We start from the raw sequence: 13,261 nt of genomic DNA, 5'->3' as shown, positions 1-13,261 counted from the left end.
TTTTTTATATTGATATTTCTATTTTTTGTTGTTGTACTTTATATAACAGATCAGGAGGCTGATATTCACCAGAACAGCAAATGCATTTGATATAATAATAGGGAGTTCGTCTTTTTCAAAACCATACCATACCCATAAAGAGAGCCCTGAAATCAGAACCAGGAGCATGAGTAAAGAAATATCTTCTACATTCTTTTCTCTGATTACCTTTATAAGTTGTGGAATCATTGAAACGGAAGTAAGAACTCCGGCCACTATACCTAATATATTTTCATTCATAAATGTTCACCTTGAATATCAATACTAAGATACACTATTGAAATCTCTTCCATGAAACTTCTTCATGCAATGGAATATCTTCTTCCATAAAACGGAACAGATCTCTTGAAAAATAACACCCATTAAGAATCCCACGGGCTCCAAGCCCATTAAAGACATAAAGATTACTGAACTTATCGTGCCTTCCGATGATAGGTCTTCTGTCTTTTACGGTTGGACGAAATCCAAAATGTACTTCTTCTACTTCAAAATCATAAGGATAAAATTCTGAAAGTCCTTTCACCAGCTGGGCAACTGCTGATTCATCAATATGATGGTGAAGCTGCTCTCTGTCATAAGTTCCTCCATAAAAATATAATCCGTTTCCGGTTGGAAATAAAAAGTGTTTCTTTTTAATGGTTATATTTTCCGGAATCGGTTGAGAAAGCTTCACTTTTATGTGGTGCCCTTTGTTCGGGTTTACTGTAATCTCTGAAAAATACGGATTATCCTTCACACCCATTCCTTCACAAAAGATTATATTTTTGAATGTAAAATCTTTATATGCCGATTCAGATGGATTCAATTTTGAATAATCGAATTTTTCTTTTACCAGATGATCATTTTTTTCAAAATAATTGAATAAACCACTGAAAAATCCATTAACATTAAGTCTTGCAGATTGATTCACCTTTCCGGTAAGAAAGTCGTTTTTTACTACATTTAAACGATCAAAATTTTGATCAAGAAAATTTGATAATTCTTCATTTGCCGATTTTTTCAACCATAAATTCTGTTCATTTTCATCATGGAAAATTCTGTGAATGGGAGCATTGATCAAATAATTTTCTCCGGTATATGATTCTATTTCTTTAAGACTGTCTTTAAGAAAATCTATTTGTTCCTGTGCTTTCCAGAATGTGGTAAACTTCTTTAGAACAACAGGATTGATAATTCCTGCTGAAACCTGAGAAGCACTTTTTCTTCCTTCCGTAAAGATCACAAAAGACTTTTTATTTTTAATCAGCTGATGAGCTAAGAAAAGCCCTGCATATCCGTCTCCTACAATAATATAATCTACATTTCTCATAATAAAAAAAAAACCTGAGTAAAAATACTCAGGTTTTCTATAAATATCAAGCGAAATCTAGTAATTCCACATATCATTTTCCATTTCAAGAATCTGCGCTTTGATTCTATCGCTTTCTTCAAGTTGTTCATCGGCATTTTTAGGAATATAATCCTTAATAGTACCGTCTCCTAAACCAGCTGAAGATTTATAAATGATAGAAGAGAATCTTCTTGCATTGATAACATCATCGAAAGATAAGTCAGCAGATGAATTTTTTCTATTGAAAACAAAATTGTTTGCTAAGATATCACGAGCACTTGGGTAATAGATCCAGAATAGGTCAATAAGCTCATCATTACTTGCAATAGGCTTACCATCCGGACCAATAACTCCCTGTACTGCAGGATCTGGTCCCATTGCAGCAATACCAAGAGGTCTGTATTTCATTTGTCCGTCTCTCTTATCAATAAACCACATACCCATGATTTTAAGAACTTTTACTTTATCAGTAGTTGTCTTAAATACGTCAGTATATTGTTTCTTTTCTGCTTCTGTAAGCTGTCTTCCAGAGTTTAAGATATCAATAGCAGCATCATTGATGATTACTTTTTCCAATCTCTTCTGAATTCCTTCCGGCGAAAGTTTTACAGTAAAGTTTTCATCATCATATACCTGCTCAATCTTACCGCTCAAAGCAGCATCCAATAATAATTGGTATAGAGATCTTGTAGGTGTAGCAAGAAGGCCATCCGGATTATCGTAATAGAATGGCTGGTTGATCTTATCATTCATATCAATGATCTCCCATACAAACATACTCTTAAGGATATCTTTGTCTTCTACAAAACCATATTCAAGAGGCTTTACTGTTTTATCTACAATAGTATCACCAACTTTCTGTTTGTTTTCTGCTCTCATCTGTCTGAACTCTTCCGGAGAAGATGCGTTCAGAATAGTCTGGGAAAAAGCAAATCCCGAAACTAATACTAAAAGGGTGCTAATATATTTTTTCATAATAAATTACAATTTTAGTCCTATTGAACATTAATGATTATAGGAGTAATGTTTTTAATAATCTGACCGTCAAGACCTTGAGCTGTTGCTTTAATATCAAAGATAGAAACTACATCACCTGTTCTCAAATTCTTCACTAAACCTGCTGCTTCATCCAGAGAGTTACCATGAACAAGAAGCGCTGCTCTACCTGGTACTCTTACCATAAACTGAGTTACAGTAAATGAAACAGGGAAGTCAAAGTCAGGGATTGCTGCCTGAACAGACTGGTTAGGAATAGAAGTTGCCGGCATAGACAATACATTCTGCCCTCTCATTTCTCCTCTTGGAGGCGGAACGTTCTTAATTCTGTATTCAAATACCTGAGATACTGATTTTCCGTAAGGATCAATTCCTGATAATGTTAATTTAACAACATTACCTGAACTTGGTTTCACACTCCATTTACCTGGACCTGTACTTCTTACAGATGCACCTGGAGCAGATAATGAAAGTTTAGAATTGTCAGCACCTAAGATTGATCCTGAAACAGGGTTCTCAAGTCCTCTGTACATTACATTCATTTTGTCTGCAGCAAGTAATAATCCTTTTTCAAGTTTTACTTCTCTTGGTCCTGCAATTACATTATAAGTATGAGTCCAAGGGAAGCTTTGTGGCTTACCTGAAGCATCCGTTAATGTAATAGTACCACCCAATTTATGTTCACCAATTCCAGAACCTGAAATTGCGATAGAACCTTTACCGTTTTCTACTTTACTTACTCCAGAAATGCTGATCTTATTACTATTAGAATAAGTACCTAGCATTACTTTTACTTCAGCCTGTTTTCCTGCCTGGATATCCACCGGACCTGAAACGATAGGCTCGTAGCTTGAGAATTTAATACTCGCATCTACTTTTTCCTGAAGTAATAATGCCAATGCATCAGACTGCACATTTCTGGCATCATTTTGGATAATCTCCAAGTTAGATATTGCAGCAATTAGCGGCTGATGATAAAATTTATTTTGAAACCAGGTCTTTTCATTTGGAGATGTTCCTTTAGGATACTCCGCAATCAGAGACTTGTTAGCTCTTGCTACTAAATCCTGTAATTGAGCATTGTTTCCGAAAGTTGCATTGATGTAGTTTCTTACATCATCAATTTTAGCTTTCAGGTCTAATGCATTCTTAGATGGAGTATTTTCATCTCCTTCTTTGAAGAAATATTCAGTAGTTGCTTCATTATTGTTCAATGCAGCAAAGTTTTCACTTACATCAATATCTTTTCCTGTTTGAGGATCTTTGTCGTGAAACTCAGATTGTTTTTTCAACAAATCTTTAATATCCTGAGCAGACTTCACCAATGCATCAATTTTGGTTTTCAATACTTTGTACTGGGACCACGGCTGTGCATAAGTATCCGGAACTTGCTGAGCCTTAGCTTCCAACGTTCTTTCAAAAATCTTCTCGTTCTTTTTTTCAGTTAAAGTTCTTGTTTCATTCAATGCTCTGGTAGAGTCATAGTATGATCTGATGATTTCTGCATCAATATTTAGGGCCATCATCGCGATGAACACCAAATACATCAGGTTGATCATCTTCTGACGAGGGGTCTGTTTTCCTTGTGCCATTCTCTTTTCTTTGTTTTTTGATTAAGTAGTTAAATTTAGAAATGGTTAGGAATTAAGACTTCATAGCAGTTAGCATACCACCATAAACTCTATTTAAGTTATTAAGATTAGATGTTAAACCTTGTAGCTCTTGGTTGAATTTCTCAGATTGCTCTGCAGATTTCTGCATATCTGCAACATACTTGTTAGCAAATTCAGATTGTCTCTTACCGCTTTCAAGTTGCATTGCATAAAGAGCATTCATGCTTTCCATGTGCTGAGCTGCTTTATTTAATTGGTCGTTATATTTATGAGTAGAAGCAGATACGTCTACAGTTTGATTGATCTGATCAACAGAGTTTGAGAATTTATCAATTCCTGTTCTTAATCTTTCAAATAATTGAACGTCTAATCTAGCATCTTCAAGCATTTTATCCAATTTGTTAGAAAGAGAGTTTTCTAATTCAGCAAATTGAGCGCTTGTATTTTTAGTTGTTACATTAGAGTGTAAAGGATTTGGGTTAGCATGTTTATCTAATAACTCAGGATAAACATTTTCCCAAGCATAAGACTCTTCAGTTTTTGGAGGGTCAAATGCAAAGATGATAAAGATAATCGCCTCAGTGATAAGTCCTACGGTAAGAGCGATGTTACCGTTAATAGGTCCCAAGGTAATGTGAGTAATTTTAAGCCAAGCTCCAAGAATTACAATTGCAGCACCGAATGAATAAAAGAAATTCATCCAAGCATCTTTAGTCTTAAACATATTGAGTTAGTTTTTTTAATGTTAAATAAAATTGTTATTGAAAATAATTGTCTGATTAGTTATCTGTTAACTCTTCTTGGTTTAACGGCTGCTTCAGGAATGTCCTGTACAGTTCTGAATCCGATATAGCTTCTTGCGGAATCTTTTCTTTCCCAATCTCTAGCACCTGTCATTAGTGCATATCCTATATCTTTCCAAGATCCACCTCTTACAGATTTCTTCGTATCCAACTTATCCTTAGTAGAAGGATTTAATGTAGAAGAGAATCCTGAAGAAGAATTGTTAAATGAAGATAGTGTCCATTCAGAAACGTTTCCAGCCATATCAAATAACCCAAACCCATTTTTCTTAAATTTCTTAACTGGAGCTGTATATGTATAAGTACCTTTTTTCTCGTCTTCCATATAGTTACCTCTTTTCGGCTTAAAGTTAGCCAAATAGCAACCTCTGTCGTCCATTAAATATGGACCACCCCAAGGGTAAGTAGCATTTTGCATACCTCCTCTTGCAGCATATTCCCATTCAGTTTCTGTTGGAAGACGGAACTCTAATGGTCTTTGTTTTTTTCTTTTTAAACTTTCGTTGTAATCTGTTTTCAATTTAGATCTGAAGTTACAATAAGCCCTTGCCTGATCCCAGGTAACCCCAACAACAGGATAGTCTTTGTAAGCTTTGTGCCAGAAATACTGTTCAAACAATGGCTCATTGTAAGCAAAGTGGAAATCTTTTACCCAAACTGTAGTATCAGGATAGATCGCGATACTTTCGCTTTTCAGATAATTAGCTCCTCTTTCGTTATCTGCAACTGCAGCGTCCATATCTCCCCAACGGTAAGTATATTTCAGCTTACTTACATCTAAAATTCTTTCGTTTCCGATTCTTGAAGAAGAAGGTAGATACAGAGATTCTAAAACTTCTGCGTATTCTACATCCGGATATTTTGATGTGCTCCAGTGTAAAGGGATTTTCCAATCTAATCTTTTGCTGGCATCATAGCTTCCGTCTTCCCGGCCACCCTGGCCTTCCATATATTCTTGATAAGGTGTTAAATTTTCTTCTTTTTTAGCAAGATATGCATAATCTCCTATTGCAGCTCCTTTACGTCCGCCTTCATCACCACCTTCTCCGGCAGCTTCGGCAAGTAAAGTTCTCGCGATAGAGTCTCTTACATAATTGATAAATACTCTGTACTCCGAGTTGGTAGTTTCTGCTTCATCCATGAAGAAAGAAGAAACAGTAACTGTCTTCAATGCTGCTTTTTCAGGAGTATTTGTTGGATCCTGGTCTGCTAAACCAGCAACAAATGAACCTGCAGGAATTGCAACCATTCCGTATGGTCTTTCCGCAACAAATGATTTAGTTTTTTCTCTTGGTATCAATTCTCCTTTTGTTCCTGGCTTCCCTACAGAAGAGCTGCCACCACCTGAACAAGATACCGATGCTACCGACGCAGACAATAATAAAAGAAATATCCTTTTCATGTTAATTTTTATAATTAAGCCGTAAATATATAATTTTTTTAAGAAACTTTTAAGATTTTTTTTGAAATAACGGAAGAAATCTAAATTTATTTTATTTACAACAACTTTTTATTCCACGGTAACAGATTTTGCAAGGTTTCTCGGTTGATCTACGTTGGCTCCTCTATATACTGCTATATAATAAGCAAGCAGTTGCAGAGGTACGGAAGCAACGATTGGAGAGAAACATTCTGAAGTTTCAGGGATTTCGATAACATAATCTGCCATTTCGCTCACCTGACGGTCTCCTTTATTAACTACAGCGATAATTTTTCCTTTTCTCGCTTTAATTTCCTGAACGTTACTTACAATTTTATCATAGTGACCTTTTCTAGGTGCTATAATTACAATTGGCATATTTTCGTCGATCAGGGCAATCGGACCGTGCTTCATTTCTGCAGCCGGGTATCCTTCTGCATGGATATAAGAAATTTCTTTTAATTTTAAGGCTCCTTCTAAGGCTGCAGGATAATTGTATCCTCTTCCTAAGTAAAGGAAATTGGTAGCTTTCACAAAATCTTTTGCAATATTCTGCGTAAGTTCATGCGTGGTATTCAACACTTCTTCGATTTTCTTAGGAATAGCATCAAGCTCAGCAATTAAGCTCATAAATTCAGCGTTTCCTAAGTTTCCGTTGTGTTTTCCTAATTTAAATGCAATTAAAGTAAGAATGGTAAGCTGTGCCGTAAATGCTTTGGTAGAAGCAACCCCTATTTCAGGACCGGCATGGGTATATGAACCAGCGTCTGTAATTCTTGCAATGGAAGAATCCACAACATTACATATACCATATATAAATGCACCTTTTTCTTTTGCTAGTTTTAAAGCAGCCATGGTATCAGCTGTTTCTCCAGATTGAGAAATGGCAATCACCACATCTTTATCTGTAATGATCGGGTTTCTGTATCTGAATTCTGATGCATATTCTACTTCCACAGGGATTCTTGCATATTCTTCGATCAGATATTCTCCGATAAGACCTGCATGCCATGAAGTACCACAAGCAATGATGATAATTCTGTTAGCATTTTTGAATCGCTCAACATGATCCCAGATTCCAGCCATTTTGATTACTCCTTCGTCTACAAGAAGCCTACCTCTCATGGTATCGTGTACAGATTTAGGCTGTTCAAAGATTTCTTTAAGCATAAAGTGCTCATATCCACCTTTCTCGATTTGCTCAAGACTCAACTTAAGTTCTTGGATTTCAGGCTCAATCTTAGAGTTTTCATTGATGGTTCTGATATCTACTCCATTTTCCAGAGAAATTGTTGCCATATGTCCTTCTTCAAGATATATAGCTTCTTTTGTAAATTCTACGAAAGGAGATGCATCAGAGGCAATAAAATATTCTTTATCTCCGATTCCGATTGCTAAAGGAGATCCTAATCTTCCTACAACCAATACTCCAGGATAATCTTCATGAAGTACAGTGATTGCATAGGCACCATATACTTCATTCAATGCATATCTCACTGCAGTTGGGAAGTCTATATCCGGATTAAGATCCATAAAATACTGGATAAGGTTTACCAGTACTTCAGTATCTGTTTCTGATTTAAAAGTAAAGCCTTTCTCAGTAAGCATTGTTTTAATGGTATCATAGTTTTCAATAATACCATTATGTACAATTGCAATTTTTCCGTTGTTTGACAAGTGCGGGTGGGAATTTCTGTCACTTGGAACTCCGTGGGTTGCCCAACGGGTATGTCCCATTCCAATTTTAGACGTTCCTTTTAGTCCTTTTGAAATATTCACCAAATCCTCAACTTTACCCTTTGTTTTTTCTACTTCCAGTTTATTCTCTGGTCCTTCTAAAACAATTCCGGCACTGTCATACCCTCTATATTCCAATCTTCTAAGACCATTAATTACAATTTCATAAGCGTCTTGAAAACCTGTATATCCTACTATTCCGCACATATTTTATTTTGTCTAGTGTTGTTTGTTTATCGTGTTCTATTTTTTCGTACCATAAGTCACCATTAGCTGGATTCTTTTTGGATTCGTATTGGCTTTATCTATACCTGTCAGAATAATTCTGTTCATATCAAATGCTCTTGTCGTATTACGAACACCTAAAAGGGTTCCTGTAGTACTTGCTGCAAATGCTCCTGCACTGATGATTAATGGTTTATTAACAATCGGCTGTGTAGCATCTCCAACTGTTTCTGTTTTTCCTTCAACAATATCCTTGACTGTTTTTGTGACTACAAAATCATAATAACCTGGCTCAGGTTTATCCTTAAAATAGTACAATCCAAGTCCGTTTGTCAGATCTGAAGTGAATGCTAATTTTGAGTAATCAATTTTACCGGCATTTAATGTATTGTTTAAAAGTGTAAACTTACGATCTTCAGTAGAACCAGTATTTTTCCATGTTGCAGGGTCCAGATAGATTCTGATCTTAGCACTTAAAATACCTGCTTTCTTTTCAGCATAAATCTCCTTAAGCTTTACAATTGTCTCATCCTTAATTTTTACTACCACGGAAGGACCTCCCATTCCCTGAACAAAAAGTCTTTCATCTCCTTCACTAGGATTACTTCCTGACAATGCTTCTTTAACAGGTGTTCCCAATCTGTTATATTCAAACAGCCCGATATGCGCATTAGCACTTCCTAGGTTAAAATTGAGTGTTGTTTGTGGTCTTGTGGTTGTTCCGTTGTCTGTCTTATCATATTTATAATACATAATAACCTGCAGGTCATTAGGAGAGAACTGATACAGATATCTGTCCGTTTCGTCCACAGAAATTTTTATTCCTTTAAAATATCTGATAAAGTTCGCAGCATCCTGAAGTTCAGGTTTTCCTTTTTTATCAAGAATATGAGTCTGGAAAAAATCTGTATTACTCAATTTCATTCTGAATCCTAGGTTTCCTGAGAATACAATTGAATTATCCGATTTTTTTGTAATAGACAAAGAACTCATGTTACCATCAAATACTCCTGAACCTAATAGCTCACCAGTACTTATTGATGCATTGGAACGTTTTAGCGCATCATTATTTGCATCTAAGAACGTAGTCACTTCATGTACGTTGATTTTCATTGATTTTGAAGCACCACCTATTTTACCGTATTTACGAACAGGATAAGTTTTCTTCTCAATGGAAACCGCTGTAGCAACTCCATCTACAGGAAAATCACTTTTTTCTAATGTATTTGTTCTTAATGAATCGCCTTCAAAGAAGTAAGTATTCGAAGTTGTATTCGCAGGGGGTCTTACTACAAGGACTACGGAATCTACTTTTGGATTCGCACCGTTGAAGTCGAAATTATCTGTTGGCATTCTCAACTGGGTAACATAAGATGCTCTCTGCATTCCAAACTGGGATTCAGTAAAGGCTCCAAGAACAGCAACATTTGTGGTAACCCCTGATTCACTCAACCCACTGATCAATCTTGAAGCATCACTTCTGATGGAATCATTATTGTCATAATTGTATGCTATAACAGGATATGCAGTTTCATTGCCTTGTGCTGCATCACCATTAAACAGCTGCTCCCCAAGAGAATCCGGATCTGGTTCACAGTTATAAAGTAATGCACTTCCAAAAATCGCCAATAAAAGCATGGCGAAGGTCTTTTTAAGATTATGAGTCATTAAAAATGTGTTTTTAATAAAGTTGATTTATAGAATCTACGTCCAGATATTCCGATTTCTGGGTTGCTGTTTCGTTGAAAGCCTTATCCAGGTCTTCATCCAGAAACTCGTCACCTTTTACAACGGCATCTACATAGTTCATACTCTCGATAACAAAACTTTTAATAGTTGGGTTATCTAACGCTTTTAATCCTGAAATATTATCAAACTGCAGCTTTTCATCGATCTTTTTGTCCAGGTCGGCATCTTTCTCATTGTAAAGAGAAAGTACAATTTTCGCGTCCTTGAAATAAGTATCTGATTCGTAGTAAGTTTTAAGATAAATTGGAACAAAAGAAGACATCCATCCATTTAAATGGATAACGTCCGGCACCCAGTTTAGTTTCTTAATGGTTTCAATAACTCCTCTGGCAAAGAAAATAGCTCTTTCGTCGTTGTCTTCGAAAGGGTTTCCTTCATCATCAAAATAATATTGTTTTCTTTTGAAGTATTCTTCATTGTCAATAAAGTAAACCTGAAGTCTTTCCCCCGGAAGAGACGCTACTTTAATGATTAGAGGCTGGTCCAGGTCATTGATAATAATATTCATCCCTGAAAGACGGATTACTTCATGAAGCTGGAACTTTCTCTCACTTATTTGTCCAAATCTTGGCATAAAAACTCTTACATCATTGCCTTCTTGGTGCATCTTAAGTGCCATTTTGTTTACCACTGCAGCCATATTTGTATCTTCCTGATATGGATACATCTCTGTAGTAATGTACAGTATTTTTTGATTCGGCATAAACTTTCTATCTAATTTTTGTAAAAATGCTTTAATGTGCAAAATTACAAAAAAACATCCAACATTATTTTAATTAACATTTTTTTACGAAAATTCCCTTTTCCAAATTATTAAAAGTACATATTATTATGCGATATTTTTAGTATTTTTGAAATAGTATTAAAATAAACTATGGAAGTTCTAAAAAACAGAAAAGTCCTTCAGGATTTCATTGAAAGACAGAAAGAAATGGGAAAAAGAATTGGCTTTGCCCCTACTATGGGCGCCCTGCACAATGGCCATCTTTCTCTGTATGAAGAGGCAAGAAAAGAAAATGACCTTGTTATCTCTTCAATTTTTGTAAATCCAACTCAGTTCAATAACCCTGAAGATCTTGAAAAATACCCAAGAGATGTTAACAGAGATATACTTATTCTTCAGAATTCAGGCCTTGTAGATGCTGTTTACATCCCGGAAGTAGCAGATATTTACCCTGAAAAAGCAGAAAGCCAACCGTATGATTTTGATGGATTGGAAAATGAAATGGAAGGTAAATCCAGGCCGGGACATTTCAACGGAGTCGGAACTGTTGTAGAAGAGCTTTTCAGACAGGTACAGCCTGATAATGCCTATTTTGGTGAAAAAGATTTTCAGCAGCTTGCTATTATTAAAAAAATGGTGGAAAAAAAACATCTTCCCGTTAAAATAACTGGAGTTCCTATTTACAGGGCAGAAAACGGACTGGCACTAAGCTCAAGAAACCAAAGACTTCATGAAGACCGAAAAGAAACTTCTAAAATAATTTATGAGACTTTAAAAAAAGTAAACGACTGGTTCAGAACTGTTAGTATTCCGGAAATAAAAGAAAGAGTAGCTGATGTTTTTGATGACCAGCAGGGCATGAAGCTTGAATACTTTCTGATTGCTGATGAAAACACATTACAGGAGACTGATTTTTTCTATAAAGACAGAAATTTCAGAGCCTTCATCGTAGTTGTAGTAGATGGAGTAAGATTAATTGACAACATGCACCTGGATTAAACTTTATCTATTAAAATATACTATCCCTAGCTATTTCAGCTGGGGATTTTTTTTGAATACACAAACAAAACGAGACTAGGTTTAGACTTGAATTCATACAAAAATCAAAGGCCTCCTGAAGGAAGCCTTTGAAACACCAAATCACAAAATATTAATATGAAAAAAATTTACTTTTCAGTAAACTTGTGACCCGGCTGGGATTCGAACCCAGGACCCATACATTAAAAGTGTATTGCTCTACCAGCTGAGCTACCGAGTCGGCCACAATTAAAATGAAATAAATTTCAATATTAATTATAAAATTTTCTTTGCAGTGCCTGCGACTGGACTCGAACCAGCACATCCTTAGGAAACCACCCCCTCAAGATGGCGTGTCTACCAATTTCACCACGCAGGCAATAAAATTACAAATTAAGTAATTATTATTGCTAGTGACCCGGCTGGGATTCGAACCCAGGACCCATACATTAAAAGTGTATTGCTCTACCAGCTGAGCTACCGAGTCGGCCACTTGTATAACAAGTTTTCATTTAAGTAATGTCCCTTGTTTTAAGTGGTGCAAAGATATGACTTTTTTCTTTATCTCAAAACTTTTTCGCAAATTTGTTAAAAAAAAATTCATGGTAATTTCACTGATAGGATACATGGGAAGTGGCAAATCTCACATTTCCAAAATATTAAGCGAAAAAATAGATTTTAAATTAATTGATCTCGATAAAGAGATTTCCAGAAGAAATAAATTAACCATCCCTGAAATTTTCGAGAAAAAGGGAGAAATTTACTTTAGAAAACTGGAAAGAGAGACACTTGAAGAGATATTAGCTTCTGAAGAAAATGTGGTTTTAAGCCTTGGTGGAGGAACTCCTGTATATTATAATAATATGGAGATCATTAATCATAACTCCAAGAGTATTTTTTTAAGAACAGGAGTTGGAACATTGGTAGAAAGACTTTCAAAACAGAAAGAAAAAAGGCCATTAATTGCCAATATATCTGACGAAGACCTGCCGGAATTCATTGCCAAACATTTATTTGAAAGGAATCAATTTTACAGCAAAGCACAATTCACTGTAGGGACAGATTCCAGAGAGCCGGAAGACATTGTCAACGAAATAATAGAAAAGCTCTATCTCTAGAGCTTTTTTTATTTTACTATTAATCCTCATCATCAGATTCACTACCTGTTTCTCCAAAGAAGTCATCCCAGTCTGTAAAATCGGAGTCGATATCGTTTCCTACATAGTCATCCATCTCTCTTCTGTCTTTTTTGGTAGGCCTTCCCTCTCCTTTATTCCTGTAATAATCTTGTGACATTTTACGGAGTTTCAACAGTTCGTACTGCTCTTTATCTGTCACATCCTGAATATGAAGAGGCACCAACTTGGCTCCAATTCTGCTTTTAGGAATCTGAATTACCTTTATTTTATAATCAATTTGATTCTTACGGATTTTAATAGTATCTCCTTCTTTTACCTCTTTAGATGACTTTACGGCAGACGTTCCTATAGAAACTCTATTCTTTTTAATCTCCTCTGCTGCAATACTTCTCGTCTTATAAAAACGAATGCTCCATAAAAATTTATCTATTCTCATAATTTTTTATACTTTTGCCGTTATATTATTTGT

General features: G+C 35.6%; 12 protein-coding genes and 3 tRNA genes. 2 read left to right on the top strand and 13 right to left on the bottom strand.

Annotated elements, in window-relative coordinates:
- Window positions 1-18: 18 nt before the first annotated feature.
- The 9 genes from BUE84_RS03885 to BUE84_RS03845 all read right to left on the bottom strand — a co-directional run bounded on the left by BUE84_RS03885 (window position 19) and on the right by BUE84_RS03845 (window position 10,615).
- On the bottom strand, window positions 19-279 hold the full coding sequence (locus BUE84_RS03885; RefSeq protein ID WP_079240567.1) for a SemiSWEET transporter: 261 nt from the start codon (window positions 277-279) through the stop codon (window positions 19-21).
- 34 nt (window positions 280-313) lie between these two features.
- On the bottom strand, window positions 314-1,348 hold the full coding sequence (locus BUE84_RS03880; RefSeq protein ID WP_079240566.1) for an NAD(P)/FAD-dependent oxidoreductase: 1,035 nt from the start codon (window positions 1,346-1,348) through the stop codon (window positions 314-316).
- Window positions 1,349-1,405: 57 nt separating this feature from the next.
- Complete coding sequence (gldN, locus tag BUE84_RS03875) at window positions 1,406-2,344, bottom strand: gliding motility protein GldN (RefSeq protein WP_062675469.1); 939 nt, start codon at window positions 2,342-2,344, stop codon at window positions 1,406-1,408.
- 20 nt (window positions 2,345-2,364) lie between these two features.
- Window positions 2,365-3,957 carry a GldM family protein gene (locus BUE84_RS03870; RefSeq protein WP_079240565.1) on the bottom strand — a complete coding sequence of 531 codons (1,593 nt, stop codon included), beginning with the start codon at window positions 3,955-3,957 and terminating at the stop codon, window positions 2,365-2,367.
- 52 nt (window positions 3,958-4,009) lie between these two features.
- Window positions 4,010-4,702, bottom strand: a complete 693-nt coding sequence (gene gldL, locus BUE84_RS03865; RefSeq protein ID WP_079240564.1) for a gliding motility protein GldL — start codon at window positions 4,700-4,702, stop codon at window positions 4,010-4,012.
- A gap of 59 nt (window positions 4,703-4,761) precedes the next feature.
- Window positions 4,762-6,183, bottom strand: a complete 1,422-nt coding sequence (gldK, locus tag BUE84_RS03860; protein ID WP_079240563.1) for a gliding motility lipoprotein GldK — start codon at window positions 6,181-6,183, stop codon at window positions 4,762-4,764.
- A 108-nt stretch (window positions 6,184-6,291) separates the two neighbouring features.
- The gene (gene glmS / locus BUE84_RS03855) at window positions 6,292-8,145 is read right to left on the bottom strand and encodes a glutamine--fructose-6-phosphate transaminase (isomerizing) (RefSeq protein ID WP_034693705.1); all 1,854 of its coding nucleotides are present in this window, start codon (window positions 8,143-8,145) and stop codon (window positions 6,292-6,294) included.
- Between the two features lie 36 nt (window positions 8,146-8,181).
- A complete protein-coding gene (locus tag BUE84_RS03850) occupies window positions 8,182-9,831 on the bottom strand; it encodes a DUF4270 family protein (protein ID WP_079240562.1) in 1,650 nt (549 codons plus the stop codon).
- A gap of 13 nt (window positions 9,832-9,844) precedes the next feature.
- Window positions 9,845-10,615, bottom strand: coding sequence for a glycogen/starch synthase (locus BUE84_RS03845; protein ID WP_034693703.1), 771 nt, complete (start codon window positions 10,613-10,615; stop codon window positions 9,845-9,847).
- Window positions 10,616-10,786: 171 nt separating this feature from the next.
- Between BUE84_RS03845 and panC the strand changes: the two genes are divergently transcribed.
- Window positions 10,787-11,635, top strand: coding sequence for a pantoate--beta-alanine ligase (panC, locus tag BUE84_RS03840; RefSeq protein WP_079240561.1), 849 nt, complete (start codon window positions 10,787-10,789; stop codon window positions 11,633-11,635).
- 186 nt (window positions 11,636-11,821) lie between these two features.
- Here the strand turns inward: panC and BUE84_RS03835 are convergent.
- The 3 genes from BUE84_RS03835 to BUE84_RS03825 all read right to left on the bottom strand — a co-directional run bounded on the left by BUE84_RS03835 (window position 11,822) and on the right by BUE84_RS03825 (window position 12,140).
- Window positions 11,822-11,894, bottom strand: a tRNA-Lys gene (locus BUE84_RS03835).
- Between the two features lie 55 nt (window positions 11,895-11,949).
- Window positions 11,950-12,032: transfer RNA gene (locus tag BUE84_RS03830), tRNA-Leu, on the bottom strand.
- A 35-nt stretch (window positions 12,033-12,067) separates the two neighbouring features.
- Window positions 12,068-12,140: transfer RNA gene (locus tag BUE84_RS03825), tRNA-Lys, on the bottom strand.
- Between the two features lie 115 nt (window positions 12,141-12,255).
- On the opposite strand from BUE84_RS03825, the gene BUE84_RS03820 reads away from it, so the two are divergent.
- Window positions 12,256-12,771: a shikimate kinase gene (locus BUE84_RS03820; RefSeq protein WP_079243848.1), complete on the top strand. Its 516-nt coding sequence runs from the start codon at window positions 12,256-12,258 to the stop codon at window positions 12,769-12,771.
- Between the two features lie 19 nt (window positions 12,772-12,790).
- On the opposite strand, the gene BUE84_RS03815 is transcribed toward BUE84_RS03820, so the two are convergent.
- Window positions 12,791-13,228 (bottom strand): RNA-binding S4 domain-containing protein, encoded by a 438-nt coding sequence (locus BUE84_RS03815; protein ID WP_079240560.1) that lies wholly within the window; start codon window positions 13,226-13,228, stop codon window positions 12,791-12,793.
- Between the last annotated feature and the right edge of the window lie 33 nt (window positions 13,229-13,261).

Origin of the sequence: Chryseobacterium indologenes (assembly GCF_002025665.1) — a bacterium.
In the GTDB taxonomy this organism is placed as follows: domain Bacteria; phylum Bacteroidota; class Bacteroidia; order Flavobacteriales; family Weeksellaceae; genus Chryseobacterium; species Chryseobacterium metallicongregator.
Note: the sequence above shows the minus strand (reverse complement) of the source record. Positions and strands in the feature narration are given on the sequence as shown.

Bases quoted from the DNA above. Each gene is read 5' to 3' on its own strand.
- BUE84_RS03885 (WP_079240567.1), bottom strand. From the start codon at position 279: ATGAATGAAAATATATTAGGTATAGTGGCCGGAGTTCTTACTTCCGTT.
- BUE84_RS03880 (WP_079240566.1), bottom strand. From the start codon at position 1,348: ATGAGAAATGTAGATTATATTATTGTAGGAGACGGATATGCAGGGCTT.
- gldN (WP_062675469.1), bottom strand. From the start codon at position 2,344: ATGAAAAAATATATTAGCACCCTTTTAGTATTAGTTTCGGGATTTGCT.
- BUE84_RS03870 (WP_079240565.1), bottom strand. From the start codon at position 3,957: ATGGCACAAGGAAAACAGACCCCTCGTCAGAAGATGATCAACCTGATG.
- gldL (WP_079240564.1), bottom strand. From the start codon at position 4,702: ATGTTTAAGACTAAAGATGCTTGGATGAATTTCTTTTATTCATTCGGT.
- gldK (WP_079240563.1), bottom strand. From the start codon at position 6,183: ATGAAAAGGATATTTCTTTTATTATTGTCTGCGTCGGTAGCATCGGTA.
- glmS (WP_034693705.1), bottom strand. From the start codon at position 8,145: ATGTGCGGAATAGTAGGATATACAGGTTTTCAAGACGCTTATGAAATT.
- BUE84_RS03850 (WP_079240562.1), bottom strand. From the start codon at position 9,831: ATGACTCATAATCTTAAAAAGACCTTCGCCATGCTTTTATTGGCGATT.
- BUE84_RS03845 (WP_034693703.1), bottom strand. From the start codon at position 10,615: ATGCCGAATCAAAAAATACTGTACATTACTACAGAGATGTATCCATAT.
- panC (WP_079240561.1), top strand. From the start codon at position 10,787: ATGGAAGTTCTAAAAAACAGAAAAGTCCTTCAGGATTTCATTGAAAGA.
- BUE84_RS03820 (WP_079243848.1), top strand. From the start codon at position 12,256: ATGGTAATTTCACTGATAGGATACATGGGAAGTGGCAAATCTCACATT.
- BUE84_RS03815 (WP_079240560.1), bottom strand. From the start codon at position 13,228: ATGAGAATAGATAAATTTTTATGGAGCATTCGTTTTTATAAGACGAGA.